Below are 22,284 nucleotides of genomic sequence, written 5' to 3'. Positions count from 1 at the left end.
AGACTGTAGACAAACTCTTTCGAGTTGGCTGCAGTCTTTTTCTTTTTAATATGTAATTAAGTAAAAGACTCGTTGATTTCCGCTGCGGGTGGACGCTTTCCGCGGGGCGGGCGGTGAGCCTCCTCGCCGCTAAAAGCGGCTGTGGGGTCTCACCTGTCCCGCTGATCCCGCAGGAGTCGCCACCCTCCGCTTCAATCAACTGGGTTTCAGGCACTTCTTTTTAAAACGACTATGAGGTGAACTACGATGATGACCAAGAACCAACCCAACGAACGTGATCTAATAGAGATGCTGACGATTGATCAACTGGTCCCTGAAGACCATCTGGTCCGCAAGCTCGAGCCGGCTATTGACTTCTCTTTTATTTACCCATTGGTGGAGCACCGCTATTCGTTGGTTGGCCGTCCAAGTATCGATCCAGTCGTTTTGTTCAAGATGGTCTTCATCCAATACATATATGGCAGCCGTTACAGCCTGCAAGACACCTCAAATCACAAACTATCTCTTTGAGAACCAGATGCTTCCTGTGCTCCCGTACACACGCCCCAAAACAAAGGATGGTTTCTTCCGCAAGAGTGACTATGTATATGATGAGCATTACAACTGCTACATTTGCACAGAAGGGCAGACATTGAGTTACTCGACTACCACGAAGGAAGGATATCGACAGTATTAAGGAGAGTAAGAATCATGAGAAGCTCGTACAGCGCCATAACTGGGAGGCATACCTGGAAGAGGCGGAACATGCACGGCACACGCATGAAGTAAAACAAATATATGCCAAACGCAAGGAAACGGTCGAACGTGTCTTTGCGGATGCGAAGGAAAAGCATGGCATGCGATGGACAACCCTTAGGGAGCTGAAAAAATTGTCCATGCAGGCGATGCTTACGTATGCTGCCATGAATTTGAAAAAACTGGCCACCTGGACATGGCAGGTGCCTAAAAAGGCGCACTAATCCACCTATGATCTGGTTTATCGTTCTCATGGGAACGGTACTAGTAGATTGGAGCGGAAGGTGCTTGACTCCTGGGGGATCAGCGTTCCAGGCGAGACCCCGCAGGCGCTTCCTTGCGCCGAGGAGGCTTGACGAACGCCCCCCGGAAAGCAAGCACCTGGAGCGCAAATCACACCTTCCATATGAATTTTTTCTAAAAATCAAAGGCAGCGAGAGCTGTCTCGCTGCCTTTGTCGACAATCTGAACAGTCCTGCATAAGGACTGTTTTTTGATTTCTGACTTCTATTTTCCTTATTAATTTATAAACTAGTACAAAGAATGAGGAAAAGGAAGAGGGTGGAGGCATTGAGGCTTAGTGAATTGAGCGGGAAGGAAATTGTTGACGTTAAAAGGGCTGAACGCCTTGGAATTCTAGGGAATACGGATTTGGAGATAAATGAAAGCACGGGCCAGATTCAGGCACTTCTTATTCCGTCTCTTAAGTGGTTTGGCTTTCGAAAGCAGGGAGAAGAAGTGAGGGTGCCGTGGCAGCAAATTAAAAAAATTGGCACCGATATGGTGATTGTAGATGTAACAGATCAAACAGAAGGCTAATAAGGACTTCCAAATTCCACATCCTTTTATTACTACAGTCAATTTGGAGAGCAAGTAGTTTAAGAAAAAACTAATAAATTTTCCCGGTCAGCGGATTTGCTGCCTGGGCTTTTTTTTTGAGAAGCACTTGGAAAACTCACCTATTTTCTTTTCCGTACATAAGATGTTGAAGTAAAAGTAAAAGAAGAGAATGACAGCAGGATTTTTCTTGAAAAGAAGGTGAAGTTTTTCATGCTGACAGGGATGCAAATTGCCGTCATTGGCGGGGATGCCAGACAGCTTGAAATCATCCGTAAGCTGACTGAGTTAGACGCGAAATTATCATTGATAGGTTTCGAGCAGCTTGATCATGCCTTTACGGGTGCTGTAAAGGAAAAAATGGAGGAAGTCGATTTTTTAAATATGGATGCGATTCTGCTGCCGGTGCCAGGCACCAATCTGGAAGGGCAGATAGAAACCATTTTCTCAAATGAGAAGGTTTATTTAACAGAAGATATACTCCTGCAAACACCCGGGCATTGTACGATTTATTCGGGAATCAGCAATCCGTTTTTAAACGGAATCATAAAGAATTCTAAACGGAATCTTGTCCAGTTATTCGAGAGGGATGATGTGGCCATTTACAATTCGATTCCAACAGTTGAAGGAACGATTATGATGGCAATCCAGCATACGGATTTTACAATTCATGGATCGAATGTAGCTGTATTGGGGCTTGGCAGAGTCGGAATGAGCGTGGCCAGGACCTTCCATGCACTGGGAGCCAAAGTGAAGGTGGGAGCAAGAAAAAGTGAGCACCTGGCACGAATTACGGAAATGGGAGTTGAACCTTTTCATTTGAATGATGTTGAAAAGGAAGTAAGCAGCACAGATATTTTAATCAATACAATACCGCATTTAATCGTCAGTGCGTCAGTTCTATCAAAATTGCCCGCCCATACGTTAATAATCGACCTCGCATCAAAACCGGGAGGGACGGATTTCCGCTATGCAGAAAAGAGGGGAATCAAAGCCTTGCTAGCGCCCGGCCTTCCAGGGATTGTCGCACCAAAATCAGCGGGGCAAATACTGGCAAATGTTCTTTCTCAATTGCTTCAGGATGAGCTGTTAAAAAGAAAGGGGAAAGTCCAATGAGTTTAAAAGGAAAGAGAATCGGCTTCGGGCTGACGGGTTCACATTGTACGTATGATGCCGTGTTTCCGGAAATAGAAAAGCTGGTAAATGCTGGTGCCGAAGTACGTCCGGTTGTAACGTTTACGGTTCAAAATACGGAAACTCGTTTTGGCAAGGGGGAGGATTGGATAGCCAGGATAGAAGATTTAACGGGTCATAAAGTGATTGATTCCATTGTAAAGGCTGAACCGCTTGGCCAAAATACCTCTTGATTGTATGGTCATTGCCCCGTTGACAGGGAATTCAATGAGTAAATTTGCCAATGCCTTAACAGATTCACCGGTATTAATGGCGGCAAAAGCGACATTAAGAAATCAAAAACCCGTAGTAGTGGGGATTTCCACAAATGATGCCCTAGGGCTGAATGGTGTGAATTTAATGCGTTTAATGTCTGCCAAAAATATTTTTTTCATTCCTTTTGGGCAGGATGATCCAGTCAAAAAACCAAATTCCATGGTCGCAAGAATGACCATGCTTTCAGAAACTGTGGAAGCTGCTATAAATGGGAAACAGGTGCAGCCAGTTTTGGTTGAAAGGTTCCGTGACGAAGAGTAAAATTCATTCAAATGCAGGATGTTAAATGGTTATTTCTTTTGAAGGAATATGTTAAAATGAATTAAAACTTTTATCAGCGGGTATCGATATCCGCTGATTTTAAAGTAAAGGCGCGATTTCAGCTGGAGACTTTATTTATAGAGGTTCCCATCATGTAACAGGCGCTGACCATATTTTTGAAAATTGGAATGATCATAGCTTCTGAATGCAAAGAGAGTGGAAGGGGTTCTTGAGAAATGAATGAACAAAATGGATTTCATGTAGCTGTAGTCGGTGCAACTGGTGCTGTAGGGCAACAAATGATCGAAACCTTGATGAAACGAAATTTCCCAATCAAAAAATTGACTTTGCTTTCCTCTGCCCGTTCAGCAGGGAAAACAAAAGTAATAAATGGACACGAATATACACTGCAGGAAGCAAAGCCAGAGAGCTTTGAAGGTATTGATATTGCGTTATTCAGCGCAGGCGGCAGCGTCTCCCTGGAACTTGCGCCTGAAGCTGTAAAACGCGGTGCCATAGTTGTAGATAATACAAGCGCATTCCGTATGGGAGAAAATATTCCTCTTGTTGTGCCTGAGGTCAATGAAAAGGACCTGCACAGCCATAACGGCATTATTGCCAATCCGAATTGCTCAACAATCCAAATGGTTGTTGCTCTTGAACCGATTCGAAAGAAGTATGGCCTAAAGAAAATCATTGTATCTACCTATCAGGCAGTATCCGGGGCTGGTGCAGTGGCCATTGAAGAATTAAGGGAACAGACAAAAGCGATTATTAACGGGGAAGAAGCAAAAGCAAACATCCTTCCTGTAAAAGGTGATAAAAACCATTATCAGATTGCTTTCAATGCAATTCCACAAATCGATAAGTTTCAGGAAAATGGTTTTACTTATGAAGAAATGAAAATGATAAATGAAACGAAAAAAATCATGCACATGCCGGAACTTGCTGTCTCGGCTACATGTGTACGACTTCCTGTCGAGACAGGCCATTCAGAGTCTGTTTACTTTGAGGTGGAAGCTGAAGGAGTAAGTGCAGAGGAAATTAAGGCTCTTTTACGAGAAGCTCCAGGAGTAGTGCTTCAGGATGACCCTGCAAATCAGGTTTATCCAATGCCAGCAAACTGTGTCGGTTCAAATGATGTATTCGTTGGACGCATCCGAAAGGACCTTGATGAGGACCACGGCTTCCATATGTGGGTTGTTTCAGACAACCTGCTAAAAGGGGCTGCCTGGAACTCTGTTCAGATAGCCGAAAGCCTTATCAATCTTGGCATAATAAAATAACAACAAGAACTTATAGAGAGCAGTTAGAGGTGTTACGATGAAAATTATCGTTCAGAAATTTGGCGGAACATCAGTGAGAGACGAACAAAGCCGGAAGCATGCCCTTAGGCATATACAGAAGGCACTATCTGAAGGTTATAAAGCGGTTGTCGTAGTATCTGCTATGGGAAGAAAAGGAGATCCATACGCCACTGACACCTTGCTGTCATTAATTGGGGGGAACCTCAGCAAGATCAGCAAGCGTGAGCAGGATTTACTCCTTTCCTGTGGGGAAGCCATATCCAGTGTCGCCTTTACGAATATGTTATTGGAAAATGGGTTAAAGGCAGCTTCATTAACCGGAGCGCAAGCGGGCTTCAGGACGAATAATGACCATGGTAATGCGAAAATTATGGAAATGAAGTGCGACCGCCTTTTGCGTGAACTTGAACACAATGATGTTGTGGTGGTTGCAGGCTTTCAGGGTGCAGCTAAAAATGGGGATGTTACAACCATTGGCCGTGGCGGAAGCGATACATCTGCAGCAGCATTAGGTGCTGCATTGAATGCCGAATGGATTGATATTTTTACGGATGTCGAGGGAATCATGACCGCGGATCCGAGAATTGCTGAGAATGCACGTCCATTATCAATTGTCACTTATACAGAAGTTTGTAATATGGCCTATCAGGGAGCGAAGGTTATCCATCCGAGGGCTGTTGAAATAGCGATGCAGTCCAAGATTCCGATTCGAATTCGTTCCACCTATTCTGATAGCCTGGGCACGTTGGTTACAACACTGAATAAAGAAAACCGTGGCAGTGATATTAAGGAACGTCCTGTCACTGGTATTGCCCATCTGTCCAATGTAACGCAAATTAAGGTATATGCTAAAAAAGATCAATACGATTTGCAGGCAGAAGTTTTCAAAGCAATGGCAAATGAAAAAATCAGTGTGGATTTTATCAATATTTCGCCAAGCGGTGTTGTCTATACTGTGACGGAAGAAATGACCGACAGAGCGCTCGATATTTTGAAACAGCTTGGACATGAACCTTCTGTTGAGCGGAACTGTGCCAAGGTTTCGGTTGTTGGCGCAGGGATGGCTGGGATGCCAGGGGTTGCATCTAAAATTGTTGTTGCCCTGTCTGAGCAGGGTGTCAGGATTTTGCAATCAGCTGACAGCCATACAACGATATGGGTGCTTGTGAAACAAACGGACCTGGTATCATCCGTAAACGCCCTGCATGATGCATTTGAGCTCGAAAAAGAGAAATTCGAATATGAAAAGACCGACCTATAACAAAATAAAAAGCGGCACTCAGGCGGATCTGAGGGAGGATCCGCAGAACTGAAGGGCTGCTAAACCAGCTCTTCAGCCCCTGTTGGAGTCGAAAGGAGAAAAACATAATGGTTAATTTCGGACGAGTTTCTACCGCGATGGTTACCCCTTTTGATAAAAAAGGGCATATCGATTTTGCCAAAACGACGCAGCTGATCAATCATTTAATCGAAAATGGAACGGACTCGCTTGTTGTCGCTGGGACAACTGGAGAATCTCCTACTCTTTCGAAGGAAGAAAAATTGGCTTTATTTGACCACGTCGTTAAAGCAGTCGATAAAAGAATTCCCGTCATTGCCGGTACAGGAAGCAATGATACTTACGCATCCATCGAATTGACAAAGAAGGCAGAACAATTAGGTGTTGACGCTGTCCTTGTTGTTGCCCCTTATTATAATAAACCGAATCAGGAAGGCCTTTACCAGCATTTTAAAGCGGTGGCTGAAGCTACTTCTCTGCCTGTTATGCTGTATAATGTCCCAGGCAGGACAGTAGCCAATCTTCTCCCGCAAACGGTTATTCGCCTTTCTGAAATTTCAAACATCGTCGCTGTAAAAGAAGCAAGCGGCGACTTAAATGCCATGACACATATCATCGCCAACACTCCTGACGATTTCCTTCTATACAGCGGTGATGATGGCATTACTGTACCTGTATTATCGATTGGAGGTACTGGAATTGTGTCTGTTGCATCCCATGTGATCGGAAATGAAATGCAGGATATGATTAACGCATTTTTGAACAGGGATCTTGAAACGGCAGCAAAGCTTCATCAAAAGCTGCTTCCAATCATGGAAGGGATGTTTGCTGCTCCAAGTCCGGCTCCGGTAAAAACCGCCCTGCAGCTAAAAGGCCTTGATGTGGGGTCAGTAAGGCTTCCGCTCGTTCCATTAACAGAACACGAAAGAGCCACACTGGCAGCACTAATAAATTTATAAAAAAACGAAGAGCCATCCAGGTTTCAAACCTGGATGGCTCTTTGTTTGAGTTATGCTTGTTCTTTAATATGATTTACATTTTGGTTTTTTAACCGGTACCCATTTGCCAAAAAGATAATGATTAATGAAGTGGTGATGAATAAGCCGTGCAGTGTCCATACCATCCTTGGTAAATCTAAATGCTTTAAAAGAATCGGTGCTACGACAAAACCGAGAGCAAATCCCAATGATTTTAATAGCATGGCAACTCCGAAAATCCTTCCGCGTATATGATTTTCGGTCTTTTGCAGGATGGTCGAATAAAGAGTAGTAAAAAATGCATCAAATATCCCTGTGAAAAATGCAAAAGAAAATACAATCCAGGGGTTAATATTTGATAAAAAAATGATAAAGCCTGTGGACATCATGATGGCAGAAGCAAAACAGGCATAATAGACACGATTGCCAAGAAGCCACTTTAGCTTAGGAAGAATAAGCGTTGCAAGCACTGATCCAATTCCCCATATGCCCCATATCATTCCATAATAAAAGCTTTGCCTCTCGGAATCCATCTGTTCTGCCAGAATTGGGATGCCAAGATTATGGGAGCTTCCCGCAAAAGCACCGACAAGTGAAAGGATGTTTACCATTAATAGCAGCGGTGCCAGAGTGATATAGGAGAATACCTCTTTTATATCTAAACCGACTGATATCAGTTTATCTTTTACCCCGCTCGTAAAAGGTTTTTTAAAATTAGATGCGGAATCCCATCGCATCCTCATTAACACAATTGCTGATAAGAGATATGTGCCTGCATCAATCATTAAGGTTGTTTTATATCCGAAATAATTGGTAATGATTCCAGAGCCAATAAATCCTGCAACCATACTAATGGAGGTTAATCTTGCGATAAGGGCATTAGTTTCAATGACCTTATCCTCACCAAATATTTGCGGAACTTCAGAACTGAAGCTTACGCCGAAAATACTGCCTGTCAAACCGATCAGGAATGAAACAACCATAATCATAGCTGGGTCAGGGAAAGGGATGATAGATAGAATCATCAGTGCACGGAACCAATCGGTAAAAATCATGATTTTCCGTCTGTCAAACCTGTCGGCTAATACACCCGAGAGAAGGCTTGACAGCACACCCCCAAAGGTCCGAAGAGCCAGGGAGGCTGCCAGCCAGCCAGAACTGCCTGTTGCTGTGTAGATCACGATATTTAATGCAATCATATCCATGAATGATCCTAAATCAGAGAAAGCCTTAACGTATAAATAAATTTTTCTGTTCATGTGCTACTTCCTTATTTTATTTGATATCTACTATTTTAAATTGGAGGCATTTATTTCGCAATACGAAATTTTAGGTCTATTAAAAATTTTCTAAATTCACGCTTAAATTGTTCCACTTTAAATGTTTAGTAATGTCCTTAAAGGGAATTTGGTTGTAAAGAATTTCCGATATCAAGTATAATAAGCATAACTGATTTCGATCGGCATAACAGCAATGTAGGAGGAAGCAGAAATTGAGACAGAGAAAGAACCAAACGATCAAGCTTATAGCGCTTGGTGGGGTAGGAGAAATAGGAAAAAATATGTATCTTGTCGAAGTGGACAAGGATATATTTGTGGTCGATGCAGGCTTAATGTTCCCCGAGGATGAAATGCTTGGCATTGATGTTGTCATTCCTGATATTTCGTACCTTACAGATAATAAGGAAAGAGTAAAGGCAATCTTTTTAACACATGGTCATGAGGACCACATTGGAGCGTTGCCTTATATTTTGCGGCAATTGGATGTGCCTGTTTATGGCACGCGTTTAACACTGGCACTTGCCCAGGCAAAAATGAAGGAGCAGGAGTTAAAGGGTAAACCGAATTTTATTGAGGTGGACTCCGATTCTGTTATTGATATGGATTCAGTCGATGTAAGCTTTTTCCGGACTAACCATAGTATTCCGGACTCAGTCGGAATTTGTTTCCATACATCAGAGGGTGCAATTGTCCATACTGGTGATTTTAAATTTGATCAGGCAGCAGCCGATTTGTATAAACCAGAAATCGGAAAAATGGCTCGGATTGGTGAAAACGGAGTGCTATGCTTGCTTTCTGACAGTACAGAAGCGGAAAAACCGGGATACACCAAGTCTGAAGCGATCGTTGCAAGTGAAATGTTCGATACATTTTATAATGCACCAGGCAGGGTTATTGCAGCTTGCTTTGCATCAGATTTAAATCGAATTCAGCAAATATTCGATGCTGCCCAGCAGAGCGGGCGGAAGGTCGCTGTTGTAGGCAAAAGTCTAGAACAGATCTATCATATTGCACTTGATTTGGGTTATTTAACGATCCCTGATGAGCTCATTATTCCTATTTCTGAAGTGAATAATTATTCGGAGCGGGAAATAGTTGTTTTAACCACTGGCACACAGGGAGAACCAATTGAAGCATTGCAAAAAATGGCCAGACAGTCCCATAAACACGTCAATATTCAGCCTGGAGATACCGTTATAATTGCTGCCTCACCTTTACAGGGCAGTGAAGTATTTTTATTCAAAACGGTTGACATGCTTTTCAGGGCAGGGGCAAACGTGATTTCTGGCAAGAAGACAATCCATGTTTCAAGCCATGGCAGCCAGGAAGAATTAAAGTTTATGATTAACCTAATGAACCCTAAATTTTTTATCCCTGTGCATGGCGAGTATAAAATGCTGAAGGCGCATGAAAAGATCGCCAGAGCAAGCGGGATTCCGCAAGAAAATATTTATATTGCTGACAAAGGCGAGGCTGTTGAAATCAAAGATGGAAAACTGATGCCTGCCGGGAAGGTTCCAGCAGGAAATGTCCTGATTGATGGAATTGGTGTTGGCGATGTAGGGAATATCGTCCTCCGTGACAGACGTCTTTTATCACAGGATGGGATTCTAATCGTGGTCGTTTCACTGACAAGGAAAGAAAAAAAGATCGCTGCCGGACCGGAAATTATTTCACGAGGCTTTGTGTACGTGCGCGAATCAGAAAAACTCATGGACGAATCAGTTAAATTAGTTCGTGATGTTGTCGAAAAGAATGTTTCAAGGGATTCCTTCGATTGGGCAAGTTTAAAACAGGATATGCGCGATGAATTAAATCGCTTTCTATACGAAAAGACAAAAAGAAGACCGATGATTCTTCCGATTATCATGGAAGTTCCTGAGCCAAGATCATAAATTATTTAAAGCGCAAGCGACCTGTTTAGCCCCGATAAAGAAGACTTGGTTCTGCCAGAGCAGAACCTTAGTCGCACTTATGCGAGCGTAGCGTAGCCAAGCGCGCTGGCCGGCTAAGAACGCCACGTCCTGTGGCAACACCGGCACTAGGACGTCCTGTCCGTCGGAGGGCCTGCAGGTGAAGTCGTTCTTTGACTTCATTGGAAGGACCGAAGCGACCTCGAGGGGCTGGGCGCTGAAGCTGGATTCCGATAGACTTGTCGGGAACATCCTCAAGGTATTGATTTGAGTTTTCTAAAAAATTTTAAAAAGGCAAAGGGGAGTTTTAATCCCTTTGCCTTTATTATTTTTATGAAACTGTTTAAACAAAAGCCTCTATCTAAGCATGAAATTGTTTTAAGGGATAATACTAACACTATCATGCTTGAAGGGAGAAGAAAGGATGGGAAACGAGTACCAGCAAAATGATTCAGAAAATCAGGAACCTCAAAGGGAAGAAAAATCTGGTTCCTCGCTTATTGAGAAAATACAGCAGCTTGGGCAAACGAATGTGCCTCAGCTCTCACCTGATTCAACGATTCACTGTTTAACAATAATAGGACAAATTGAAGGACATATGGCATTACCGCCCCAAAATAAAACAACAAAATATGAACATTTACTTCCACAGCTTGTCGCAATTGAACAAAATCCGAAAATCGAAGGACTTCTCGTTATTTTAAATACTGTTGGGGGAGATGTGGAAGCTGGGCTTGCGATATCAGAAATGCTGGCTTCCATTTCAAAACCGACCGTTTCCATTGTGCTGGGGGAGGACATTCAATCGGAGTTCCAATTGCGGTATCATGTGACTACTCCTTTATCGCCGAAACCGCGACCATGACCATTCATCCAATCCGCTTAACGGGTCTGGTAATTGGGGTCCCGCAAACTTTTGAGTATTTGGATAAAATGCAGGAACGCGTCGTTAATTTTGTGACAAAGCATTCCCGGATAACAGAAGAAACGTTTAAAGATTTAATGTTTGCCAAAGGGAATTTAACGAGGGACATTGGCACAAATGTTATAGGCAAGGATGCGGTTGAAAGCGGATTAATTGATGAAGTGGGCGGTCTGGCAGGCAATGAAAAAATTGAACGAGCTGATTGATCTTCATAAGGATAAACAAGAGGTGCTGATTCAATGATTTTATATACGATCGTCCCACCGGAACAAATCTTCCCTACGGATATGTCAGCTTATGGAAAAGTCCAGACTGTCACCTATCAGGGCATACCTCTCTTAGTGGAGGTTGATGAAGAACAAACTGCACGGGTTATGAGAGTAATGAGCAGTGACCCACAGCATTATCTTGATGAAAGATGCTGTCCAGGGACGAAAATTTCTTTAGCATTCCTTGAAGGTTTGTCCTCATAAACTTTTTAGTATGGTATAATTAGGAGACATAGACAAGAGCAGCCAACAGGCTGCTTCTTGCTTTTCTTCTAAATATTTGCGCAGAAGGTATCCATACAAAATAATGATATTCTCAGGATTATAAGGTGATAAAATGGCCAAAAAAAAGCGAAGACAAACTCGAAAGAAAGATAATCCTTTAAAAAGTACAATTAAATTCGAACTTACCGGGCTTATTTTGCTGTCTTTATCAATAATTACTATGGCAAAAATGGGTCGTGCATCAAAATTTCTCATAGAATTTTTTCGGTTTTGGATGGGTGAATGGTACATATTAAGTTTAGTTGGATTAGTAAGTTTCAGTGTTTTTTTAATGTGGAAGAAAGAAGTACCTTATCTTTTTAAAAGAGTACTGATCGGAATATATTTCCTAATAGGTTCAATATTGCTTTTTAGTCATATTCAATTATTCCATTCTCTATCAAAGAATGGGGGTTTTCAAGATTCAAGTGTAATATTAAAAACTTGGTCTTTGTGGCTTGATGAAACCCCATTTGGTAAAACTAAACCAAGTACCCCACAATTAGGCGGGGGGATGTTTGGCGCTGTATTATTCGCAATAACCAGTTTCTTATTCTCAGAGGCAGGTGCAAAATTAACTTCATTCTTATTCATTATTATTGGTTTGACCTTAATTACAGGAAAATCTTTTGGAGATGCACTGGGAAAGATACTTTCCACGTTATTTGGTTTTTCAAAGGGACAATGGGCTGGATTTAAAGAGGATATGTCCGAGTGGAGGCAAAATCAGCAGGAAATTCGCGAAGAGAAAAAGGCTGAAAAGCAGAAACAGAAGGAAGAAAAGCCTAAAACCAGTCCTGCCCCCACAGCTATTAATCATCCTGTACATGAGGATAGCGTGGGCGAAGAAACCATCATTCCTGAACCACTCATCTCCAGCTTTGCTGACAGGGCATATGCAAATCAGCGCCCCCAACATGACAGTCCTGAAAAGGCACAAAATACACGTCCTGCAAAACAGGAAAAGGCAGAGGAAGATATTTCTCCACCGATTACCTTTACAGAAGTGGAAAATGCAGCATATGAGCTGCCGCCTCTCCGTCTCCTAAAGCTTCCGGGGAAAACGGATCAAAGCGGGGAATATGAGTTAATACACGCAAATGCAGCCAAGCTTGAAAGGACCTTTCAGAGTTTTGGCGTTAAAGCCCGTGTGACACAGGTGCATCTTGGGCCAGCTGTAACAAAATACGAAGTTCACCCGGATGTTGGCGTCAAGGTCAGTAAAATTGTCAGCTTAAATGATGACCTGGCACTGGCCCTTGCAGCAAAGGATATTAGAATTGAGGCTCCGATTCCCGGGAAATCGGCAATTGGAATTGAAGTGCCAAATTCGGAAGTGGCAATGGTTTCACTTCGTGAAGTTTTGGAGGCAAAACAAAATGACAAGCCGGATGCCAAGCTCCTTATCGGTTTGGGCAGAGACATTACAGGTGAGGCTGTCTTAGCAGAATTAAACAAAATGCCTCATTTGCTTGTCGCCGGAGCAACAGGCAGTGGAAAAAGTGTGTGTATTAACGGCATTATCACAAGTATTTTAATGAGAGCCAAACCTCATGAGGTTAAACTGATGATGATTGATCCGAAAATGGTGGAATTGAATGTTTATAACGGAATCCCGCATCTGCTTGCTCCCGTGGTAACAGAGCCGAAGAAAGCTTCCCAGGCTCTTAAAAAGGTAGTAAGTGAAATGGAGCGCCGCTATGAATTGTTCTCCTTTACCGGAACAAGAAATATCGAGGGGTACAATGAACATGTAAGAAGGCATAATGTCGAGGAAAATGACAAACAGCCGATGCTTCCTTATATTGTTGTCATTGTCGATGAGCTTGCCGATTTAATGATGGTTGCTTCTTCGGATGTTGAAGATTCCATCACCAGGCTTGCTCAAATGGCCCGTGCCGCAGGGATCCATTTAATTATCGCGACACAACGTCCTTCTGTTGATGTTATCACTGGTGTCATTAAAGCAAATATCCCATCCCGGATTGCCTTTGCGGTTTCGAGCATGACTGATTCAAGAACCATTCTTGATATGGGCGGTGCGGAAAAGCTTTTGGGCAGGGGGGATATGCTGTTTTTACCGGTTGGTGCATCAAAGCCTGTCCGTGTACAGGGAGCTTTTCTTTCCGATGATGAGGTTGAAGATACGGTCAACTATGTTATTTCACAGCAAAAAGCACAGTATCAGGAAGAAATGATTCCTGACGATATACCCGAAGCCACTGGTGAAGTGGATGATGATTTATACGTAGATGCGGTGGATTTAATTGTTGAGATGCAAACGGCGTCTGTATCTATGCTGCAGCGCCGTTTTAGAATAGGCTATACAAGAGCTGCCCGCTTGATTGATGAAATGGAAGCAAGGGGAGTAGTGGGGCCATATGAAGGCAGTAAGCCTCGAGCCGTTTTAGTAACGAAACCTAAAGAAGAGGCAAGTTCTTAAGAATAGTGCAAGCGCCCTGGTTAGCCCCGACAGGCATAAGACGAATCACGCAGGAAATCCTGATTTCTGAAGTGATTTGGCTTATGACCCCGAGGGGCTGGGCGCTGGAGCTAGACACTGTTATAAGCAGAAAAAGTTATATTTTCTTATCTAGCAAATAGCCGGGTGCTCCCGGCTTTTTATTTTTCCCCTTTAAAAGGTCATACTATTGAAAACCCTTACATTAGAATAATGAATTGTAGGAATTCCGAAAATATTCGCACGTTTTCAGTTCGACTCAACACTCAGAGTTTCTAATTATATCAAATATTAAAGTAGTGAAAAGAGGGAAATGTGACAATTCAAACGATTGTAGCTTTTTTCGACAAATTCAAGAAATCCTATTTATTTATACCCTAAAAAGTGTTATAGTATTTTCGATTAGTAGGAATGATTAAACATCAGATGTCTGATGTCTTAGGAAAAAAGGCTGGAGGAACCTGCATGTCAATTAAGTCAGATAACCGACATTTGTACTTACAAGTAATCGATCGGTTAAAGCAAGATATTGAAGAAGGAGTATATAAAGAGAGAGAAAAACTGCCTTCTGAATTTGATCTTGCAAAGCATCTGGGTGTAAGCAGGGCAACGCTTCGGGAAGCATTAAGAATTCTTGAGGAAGAAAACGTTATAATCCGCCGCCATGGTGTCGGAACCTTCGTTAACGCCAAGCCGTTGTTTACTTCTGGGATCGAGCAGCTTAACAGTGTCACGAATATGATTAAACAAGCAGGGATGAAACCTGGGACTATTTTCCTGAGTTCATCGACTCAAGGGGCTGCCGAAGAGGATGTTCGCCGTTTTTCCTGCTCACCGGATGATGAAATCGTTTTGATTGAAAGGGTTAGAACCGCCAATGGAGAACCTGTTGTATATTGTATCGACAAGGTTCCACAACATATTTTTCCCGAAAAGCTTTCTCATGGTGAAGAGTCAATCCTCAACATTTTAGAAGAAGAAGCAAATCGGAAGATTACATATGCGGTTGCTCAGATTGAACCCATTGGATATCATGAAAAAATCTCTCCCATCCTCGAATGTGAGCCAGAAACTGCTTTGCTTGTTTTAAAGCAAATGCATTTCGATGAAATGGATGAACCAATTCTTTACTCGGTCAACTACTTTAAGGCTGATAAGTTTAGTTTTCGTGTCCTTCGTAAAAGAATTTAATTTTTTTGCAAAGATGAAAACGCAAACAAGACTTTCTCTTTAGACATTTCTACTAAATCAAACATATTCTCTGGGGGGTACAATACCTTGAAAAAGCGTAAAATTGGCCTAGCTTTGTCACTTGTCCTAGCTGCTGGAACACTTTTAGGTGCATGTGGAAAATCTAATGACGACACCAAGAACGAAACATCAAAAGGTGGTAACAAAGAAAAGGCTTTCACAGTTGCAATGGTAACTGATGTCGGTGGTGTTGATGACAAATCATTCAACCAATCAGCTTGGAAAGGTCTTCAAGATTACGGTAATGAAAATAGCTTAGAAAAAGGTAAAGATGGTTATGATTACCTACAATCCACTTCTGATGCTGACTATTCTACAAACTTAAATACACTTGCACGTACAGGCTATAAATTAGTTTTTGGAATCGGATTCTTAATGCACAATGCTGTTGATGAAATTGCAAAACAACAGCCAAAAAGCAATTTTGCTATCATTGATGATGAAGTAAAAGAACCAAACGTTGCTAGCGTTCTTTTCAAAGAGCAAGAAGCTGCATTCCTTGCAGGTGTTGCTGCAGCCCTACAAACAAAATCAAACAAAATTGGTTTCATCGGCGGTATGAAAATCCCTGTAATCGAACGTTTCGAAGCTGGATTCTTAGCGGGTGTTCAAGCTGCTAAACCTGAAGCGAAAGTCGATGTTCAATACTCAGGTGCATTTGATAAAGCTGAACTTGGTCAAACAATTGCTTCTAAAATGTATGCTTCTGGTGATGACGTAGTATTCCATGCTGCTGGTGCAACAGGAAACGGATTATTTAAAGAAGCAACTGACCTTAAGAAAAAAGATCCTAACCGTGAAATTTGGGCAATTGGTGTAGACCAAGACCAAAGCTTCATGGGTCCAGATGTTGTTCTTACATCTGCTATGAAACGTGTTGACCTTGCTGTTAAAGATATTTCTACAAAAGCTAAAGATGGTAACTTCCCTGGCGGCCAAACAACAGTTTACGGCTTACATGAAGATGGCGTTGGTTTAGCTCCTGTAAACAGCAATGCATCAGCAAAAGATGCAATTGACAAAGCAGTAACAGAATGGACAGAAAAGATTAAATCTGGCGCAATTACAGTGCCTGGTACTCTTGAAGAATTAAAAACTTTTAAAGCTCAATAATTGGTTTAAAAAATAAGCGGGTAGTATTTACCTGCCCGCTTATTTTTTAATTTTGAACCTTAATTGAAGTGTAGAATGGCATTCTACTTTTCATTTAGGGTTTACTGAGGGAAGAATCCCCTTTTTTTTAGGGGAATAAAGGTCTGACCTCTTACTACTCATGTATAAATTTCAAAACCTTATTAAAGGAAGTGAAAAACAATGGAATATGTTATTGAAATGCTGAATATCCGCAAGGAATTTGGAAGTTTTGTTGCAAATGATAACATTACTCTTCAATTGAAGAAGGGCGAAATCCATGCGTTACTTGGAGAGAATGGTGCTGGAAAAACAACTTTGATGAACGTACTTTTCGGTTTGTACCAGCCTGAGCAAGGGGAGATTCGAGTAAAGGGAAAACCTGTTAAAATATCAAACCCAAATATCGCAAATGATCTAGGAATCGGAATGGTTCACCAGCATTTTATGCTTGTTGATAAATTTACTGTTACAGAAAATATCATCCTTGGTAAAGAAATTACAACTGCAGGTCAAATTAACCTGAAAAAAGCTGAGCAAGAGGTCCGTGAAATTTCAGAGCGTTATGGATTAGCTGTTGATCCTCAAGCGAAAATATCAGATATAAGTGTTGGTATGCAGCAGCGTGTAGAAATCTTAAAAACACTTTACCGCGGAGCAGAAATTTTAATCTTCGATGAACCGACAGCGGTATTAACTCCGCAAGAAATTAATGAACTTATTCTTATTATGAAAACGCTTATTAAAGAAGGAAAGTCTATCATCATTATTACTCATAAGCTAAAAGAAATAATGGAAGTTGCTGATCGTTGTACCGTTATTCGTAAAGGTAAAGGGATTGGGACAGTTATTGTTAGCGAAACAAACCCAAATGAGCTTGCAAACTTAATGGTCGGTCGTGAAGTTGTCTTTAAAACTGAAAAAATCGCACCAAGTCCAAAGCAAGAGGTTCTTGAGGTTAAGGATTTGGTTGTAAAAGACTCACGTGGGGTAACCGTTGTGAACGGTTTAGAATTGACTGTTCGTGCCGGTGAAATTGTCGGTATTGCCGGTGTTGATGGTAACGGTCAATCTGAATTTATCGAAGCTATAACCGGTTTAAGAAAAGCTGAAAATGGTAGCGTTAAAGTGAATGGCCAAGAGCTTTTTGGACTTACACCAAGAAAAATTACCGAATCTGGTGTTGGGCATATTCCTCAAGATCGACACAAACATGGATTGGTACTTAACTATCCTATCGCTGAAAACATGGTATTGCAAACCTATTATAAGAAGCCGTTTTCAAAAAATGGTATTTTAAATTTCAAAGAAATCTATACAAAAGCAAGAAAATTGATTTCAGAATTCGACGTTCGGACACCAAGTGAATTTGCTTTAGCACGTGCTCTATCGGGAGGAAATCAACAAAAGGCCAGTAATTCGCCGTGAAGTGGATCGTAATCCGGACTTGCTTATTGCTGCACAGCCAACAAGGGGCTTAGATGTTGGTGCCATTGAGTTTATTCATAAACGTTTAATTGAGCAACGGGATAATGGGAAAGCCGTTTTACTTGTCTCTTTTGAGCTTGATGAAATTATGAATGTCAGCGACCGTATTGCGGTTATATATGAAGGGAAAATTGTTGCCGTTGTTAATCCAAAAGACACCACGGAACAAGAACTCGGGTTGCTGATGGCCGGCTCGAATCGAAAAGAAGCGGGGGAAGGAACACATGTCTAAACGCTTACGCAATATTTTAACTCCACTAATTGCTGTTGTATTAGGTATTATAGTAGGGACCATCATCATGTTGGTGAGTGGATATGACCCTGTAGCGGCCTATACATCACTATGGAACGGCGCTTTTGGCGATGTCTATTATATTGGAGAGGTAATCAGACAAGTAACTCCATATATCTTAGCAGGTCTTGCTGTTGCATTTGCCTTCAGGGTTGGCTTATTTAATATCGGGGTTGAAGGCCAATTTATTGTGGGCTGGCTTGCAGCGGTTTGGGTCGGAGTAAGCTTTGACCTGCCCAAAGTGATTCATTTACCACTTGCCATTTTGGCTGCAATGGTTGCCGGAGGTTTATGGGCATTTGTTCCAGGCTTATTAAAAGCACGCTTCCGAGTTCATGAAGTTATTGTAACAATTATGATGAACTACATTGCATTGCATACAGTGAATTACCTTATTAACAATAAATTAAATCAGGGCTCATCAAAAACTGGAATGATTCATGATTCTGCATCATTACGTTCTCCTTGGCTTCAGGAAATCACTACACATTCTACCCTTCACTGGGGGATTATTATTGCTATCATTGGTTGTATCATTATGTGGTTCCTATTAGAAAAAACAACTAGAGGTTTTGAATTACGTGCAGTAGGTTTTAACCAGGATGCAGCCCATTACGCTGGGATGAATGTTAATAAAAATATTATTCTTTCTATGGTTATTTCTGGTTGTTTTGCCGGGGTAGCTGGTGCTATGGAAGGGTTAGGTACTTTCGGATATATGGCTGTACAAGGTGGATTTACCGGTGTCGGCTTTAGCGGAATTGCTGTAGCATTGCTTGGAGGTAATACCGCTCTGGGAGTATTCTTCGCTGCATTACTATTTGGCTCTTTGAAAATTGGAGCACTATCAATGCCATTACAAGCTGGAGTACCAAAGGAACTTGTCGATATCATTATTGCATTGATTGTATTCTTTGTTGCATCAAGCTATATCATAAGAATAGTTCTTGACCGATTCGGTAAGAAGGAGGAGAAGTAAGTGAGCTTAATGCAAATTTTAATGATCGTTATTCCATCAACATTGTTATGGGCAGCTCCACTTGTCTTCACTGCATTAGGCGGTGTATTCTCAGAACGTTCCGGTGTTGTAAATATCGGTCTCGAAGGATTAATGGTAGTTGGTGCCTTTTCAGCGGTTGTTTTCAATATTACATTTGCTGGTACATTTGGACATGCAACACCTTGGATTGCTTTATTGGTTGCTATGGTTGCTGGCGCAATTTTTTCTATACTTCATGCAGTTGCGGCAATTACATTCCGTGCTGACCATACAGTTTCCGGTGTCGCAATTAACTTATTGGCAACTGGATTAACATTGTTTTTAGTTAAGTTAATTTATAATAAAGGTGAAACTGATATTATCAAAGAAAGCTTTAATAAAATTGATGTTCCAGTTTTAAAGGATATTCCATTCATCGGAAAACTCTTTTTCCAGAATACGTACTGGACCTCTTTCGTAGCAATTTTAGTAGCAATTGTAGCGTGGTATATCATATATAAGACTCCATTTGGATTACGTCTGCGTTCTGTTGGTGAACATCCAATGGCAGCTGATACGATGGGAATTAATGTAACAAAAATGCGCTATTTAGGTGTTATTATTTCTGGTGCACTTGGTGGTATTGGCGGAGGGGTTTACGCTGAGTCAATTTCTTCAAACTTCAGCCATTCAACTATCAGTGGTCAAGGCTTTATGGCCTTAGCTGCAATGATCTTTGGTAAATGGCATCCACTAGGTGCAATGGGAGCCGCAATATTCTTTGGATTCGCTCAAAGTATTAGTATTATTGGTTCAAGCTTACCATTTTTAAAGAGCATCCCAGATGTATATTTACTAATTGCACCATATGTATTGACGATATTAGCACTAACAGGCTTTATCGGAAGAGCAGAAGCTCCAAAAGCCGATGGTGTCCATTACATTAAAGGAAGCAGATAATAACATCCCTTTTCCCCCTGTATTGCAGGGGGGATTATTTGTTTGGCTGTATTCAGAAAGATTGTTGTTTTGCAAATAGGTTTTTAAAAGTAAATCGTTGAAAAAGAAGTTGATTGGAGCGGAAGGTGCGAGATCCTCGAAAATGCTATCGCATTTCCTTCGTGCGGTGTTGATTCTAGGGAAGCTGAATCAACGTCCTGCGGGAGCAGCGGGACAGGTGAGACCCCACAGGCGCTGTGCGCCGAGGAGGCTCACCGCCCGCCCCGCGGAAAGCGAGCATCCTGAAGTGGAAATCAACCACTCATTAAAAGCAACAAAGTATACGAAAACAGCCATTTGTGTAAACCGGTCAAATAAAAATAATTGCTTGTGTATTACTTTCTGTTCATGTTAATCTATCAATATAGTAAAAAATGGATAAATAGTAATTATTTTATCAGTTAAGAGGGTATTTGTATGAGATTTACACTCTATTTAAAGGATTACGAAACAGAAAAGATATTTTCGTATATTCGCTGGATTTTTCTGCTGATTGCATCAATGCTATTTTATTATCCTCCACTAGACAATATCCTTCATTTTGAACACCGTACCTTTAATGTTCTATTACTAACTGGCATCCTTTATATGGGCATTTCCCAGATTATTTTCATGCGAATGGACAGTAATAATAAATCCTTCCCGACACTGATTAAAGCAGGGATTGTATTTGATTATATTGCTTTGATGTGGCTCCTCGTCCTTACTGGTGGGGTTGATAGTATCCTCTTTCCTATATCCTATCTCCTTGTTATGCATGCAACCATCTATTGGCGAACAAAGGGATCCTTCCTTGCTTCTTTTTTTACCAGCCTGGGATATACAGGCATTCTATTCCTGGAAAATAATGTGTCTGAACAGCTGGTCGCTCTCTTTTTAATGAATATCGTCTTTATATGGATTATTGGGCTTTTTGGTTCTTTAATCGTTTTAAGAGAAAGAAAGCATATTAAAATGAAAGAAATCTATCATGAGCTCGTTGTGACGGATTATTTAACCGGATTATACAACCATAGGCATTTTCAAGAGCATCTCAGTCATCTCACCCAAGAAGCGGTTCCTTTCTCCTTAATCATTGGTGATATTGATAATTTTAAGCCTATTAATGATCGATATGGGCATTTGGTTGGGGACGAGGTTCTGCGCTGTCTCGGAAAATTGTTCGGGGAACTAGCGGAAAAATATAATGGATTAGCATTTCGGTATGGAGGAGAGGAGTTTGCTTTTCTAATTCCTTCTTCCCGTGTTTCCGCCACAGCTGAATTTATTGAAGAGATATACAGCTCAATGAATGAAATGCTGTTCACGAACGACCAGTGGACAGCCACGATGAGTTTTGGTGCAGCAAGCAAAAAAGAGGACCAGAAAAAGAATGAGCTGCTGGCGATTGCTGACAACCTTTTATACAAGGCGAAAAAAGATGGTAAAAACCTTGCATGCTTTGAAGATGGTTCTTCTTTCAAAAATGGTGCGAATACGACCGACCATCCGCTATATGCCTGATGCTGCGCTTGTATAGTAGTGACGAATAATTAAATAATAGTTAAATGGCGTATGATTGACATACGTCATTTTTTTATTGGAATGGGTGCTTTTTGACAAACTGAATTTCATATTTTATGAGCACTAGCTGTTGTATCATAGCTCAAGCTGGAAAGTGGTCTTCATAACCTCGATGAAGGACAAAATCCCGCATCTCATTCTGGAAAGTGGTCTTCATAACCACGATGAAGGACAAAATCCCGCAGCTCATTCTGGAAAGTGGTCTTCATAACTACGATGAAGGACAAAATCCCGCAGTTCAACCGGGAAAGTGGTCTTCATAACCTCGATTAAGGACAAAATCCCGCAGTTCATCCTGGAAAGTGGTCTTCATAACCACAATGAAGGACAAAATCCCGCAGCTCATCCTGGAAAGTGGTCTTCATAACCTCGATGAAGGACAAAATCCCGCAGCTCATTCTGGAAAGTGGTCTTCATAACCCCACTGAACGACAAAATCGCCCAGCGCACTCTCGAAAATGTCCTTCATAAACAAAGTATGGTGATGCCAGTGTTTATAATAACAAGCAAGATCTCAATGGAATTGTAAAAAGCACCATAAAACGGATTCCCTCCATTATTATCCCCAGTCTATTTTAGCTTATCAGAATTTATATCCATAAATTCTAAACGCATAAGAAAAAC

The 22,284-nt window shown here is 41.5% G+C and carries 14 protein-coding genes and 4 pseudogenes; 17 read left to right on the top strand and 1 reads right to left on the bottom strand.

The window, feature by feature from the left end; genetic code table 11:
• The first annotated feature begins 246 nt into the window (after positions 1-246).
• The 7 genes and pseudogenes from RCG23_RS03975 to dapA all read left to right on the top strand — a co-directional run bounded on the left by RCG23_RS03975 (position 247) and on the right by dapA (position 6,827).
• Positions 247-959: pseudogene (locus RCG23_RS03975) on the top strand (transposase).
• 346 nt (positions 960-1,305) lie between these two features.
• Positions 1,306-1,554 carry a YlmC/YmxH family sporulation protein gene (locus tag RCG23_RS03970; protein WP_308178686.1) on the top strand — a complete coding sequence of 83 codons (249 nt, stop codon included), beginning with the start codon at positions 1,306-1,308 and terminating at the stop codon, positions 1,552-1,554.
• A gap of 231 nt (positions 1,555-1,785) precedes the next feature.
• Positions 1,786-2,688, top strand: a complete 903-nt coding sequence (gene dpaA / locus RCG23_RS03965) for a dipicolinic acid synthetase subunit A (protein ID WP_308178685.1) — start codon at positions 1,786-1,788, stop codon at positions 2,686-2,688.
• Positions 2,685-3,282, top strand: a pseudogene (gene dpaB, locus RCG23_RS03960) (dipicolinate synthase subunit B). The gene dpaA and the pseudogene dpaB overlap by 4 nt, the downstream one beginning before the upstream one ends.
• Positions 3,283-3,518: 236 nt before the next feature.
• The gene (gene asd, locus RCG23_RS03955; RefSeq protein ID WP_308178684.1) at positions 3,519-4,568 is read left to right on the top strand and encodes an aspartate-semialdehyde dehydrogenase; all 1,050 of its coding nucleotides are present in this window, start codon (positions 3,519-3,521) and stop codon (positions 4,566-4,568) included.
• A 37-nt stretch (positions 4,569-4,605) separates the two neighbouring features.
• Positions 4,606-5,850, top strand: a complete 1,245-nt coding sequence (gene dapG / locus RCG23_RS03950; RefSeq protein WP_308178683.1) for an aspartate kinase — start codon at positions 4,606-4,608, stop codon at positions 5,848-5,850.
• Between the two features lie 107 nt (positions 5,851-5,957).
• On the top strand, positions 5,958-6,827 hold the full coding sequence (gene dapA, locus RCG23_RS03945) for a 4-hydroxy-tetrahydrodipicolinate synthase (RefSeq protein ID WP_308178682.1): 870 nt from the start codon (positions 5,958-5,960) through the stop codon (positions 6,825-6,827).
• Between the two features lie 50 nt (positions 6,828-6,877).
• On the opposite strand, the gene RCG23_RS03940 is transcribed toward dapA, so the two are convergent.
• A complete protein-coding gene (locus tag RCG23_RS03940; RefSeq protein ID WP_308178681.1) occupies positions 6,878-8,104 on the bottom strand; it encodes an MFS transporter in 1,227 nt (408 codons plus the stop codon).
• Positions 8,105-8,337: 233 nt separating this feature from the next.
• Between RCG23_RS03940 and RCG23_RS03935 the strand changes: the two genes are divergently transcribed.
• From RCG23_RS03935 to RCG23_RS03890, 10 genes and pseudogenes are all read left to right on the top strand, one after another.
• Positions 8,338-10,020 (top strand): ribonuclease J, encoded by a 1,683-nt coding sequence (locus RCG23_RS03935; protein ID WP_308178680.1) that lies wholly within the window; start codon positions 8,338-8,340, stop codon positions 10,018-10,020.
• 442 nt (positions 10,021-10,462) lie between these two features.
• Positions 10,463-11,206: pseudogene (locus tag RCG23_RS03930) on the top strand (ClpP family protease).
• Positions 11,203-11,436: a YlzJ-like family protein gene (locus tag RCG23_RS03925; RefSeq protein WP_308178679.1), complete on the top strand. Its 234-nt coding sequence runs from the start codon at positions 11,203-11,205 to the stop codon at positions 11,434-11,436. Before RCG23_RS03930 ends, RCG23_RS03925 begins: the two are co-directional and overlap by 4 nt.
• A 133-nt stretch (positions 11,437-11,569) precedes the next feature.
• Positions 11,570-13,939 carry a DNA translocase FtsK gene (locus tag RCG23_RS03920; RefSeq protein WP_308178678.1) on the top strand — a complete coding sequence of 790 codons (2,370 nt, stop codon included), beginning with the start codon at positions 11,570-11,572 and terminating at the stop codon, positions 13,937-13,939.
• Between the two features lie 483 nt (positions 13,940-14,422).
• The gene (locus tag RCG23_RS03915; protein ID WP_308178677.1) at positions 14,423-15,148 is read left to right on the top strand and encodes a GntR family transcriptional regulator; all 726 of its coding nucleotides are present in this window, start codon (positions 14,423-14,425) and stop codon (positions 15,146-15,148) included.
• Positions 15,149-15,235: 87 nt separating this feature from the next.
• Positions 15,236-16,321 (top strand): BMP family lipoprotein, encoded by a 1,086-nt coding sequence (locus RCG23_RS03910; RefSeq protein WP_308178676.1) that lies wholly within the window; start codon positions 15,236-15,238, stop codon positions 16,319-16,321.
• A gap of 201 nt (positions 16,322-16,522) precedes the next feature.
• Positions 16,523-18,059, top strand: a pseudogene (locus tag RCG23_RS03905) (ABC transporter ATP-binding protein).
• Complete coding sequence (locus RCG23_RS03900) at positions 18,052-19,098, top strand: ABC transporter permease (RefSeq protein WP_308178675.1); 1,047 nt, start codon at positions 18,052-18,054, stop codon at positions 19,096-19,098. Before RCG23_RS03905 ends, RCG23_RS03900 begins: the two are co-directional and overlap by 8 nt.
• A 9-nt stretch (positions 19,099-19,107) precedes the next feature.
• A complete protein-coding gene (locus RCG23_RS03895; protein ID WP_374049841.1) occupies positions 19,108-20,058 on the top strand; it encodes an ABC transporter permease in 951 nt (316 codons plus the stop codon).
• A gap of 456 nt (positions 20,059-20,514) precedes the next feature.
• Positions 20,515-21,600 carry a GGDEF domain-containing protein gene (locus RCG23_RS03890; protein ID WP_308178673.1) on the top strand — a complete coding sequence of 362 codons (1,086 nt, stop codon included), beginning with the start codon at positions 20,515-20,517 and terminating at the stop codon, positions 21,598-21,600.
• The last annotated feature ends 684 nt before the right edge of the window (positions 21,601-22,284 follow it).

It is taken from the genome of Neobacillus sp. PS3-34 (genome assembly GCF_030915465.1).
GTDB lineage: Bacteria > Bacillota > Bacilli > Bacillales > Cytobacillaceae > Neobacillus_A.
This window is presented reverse-complemented; position numbering and strand designations above follow the sequence as displayed.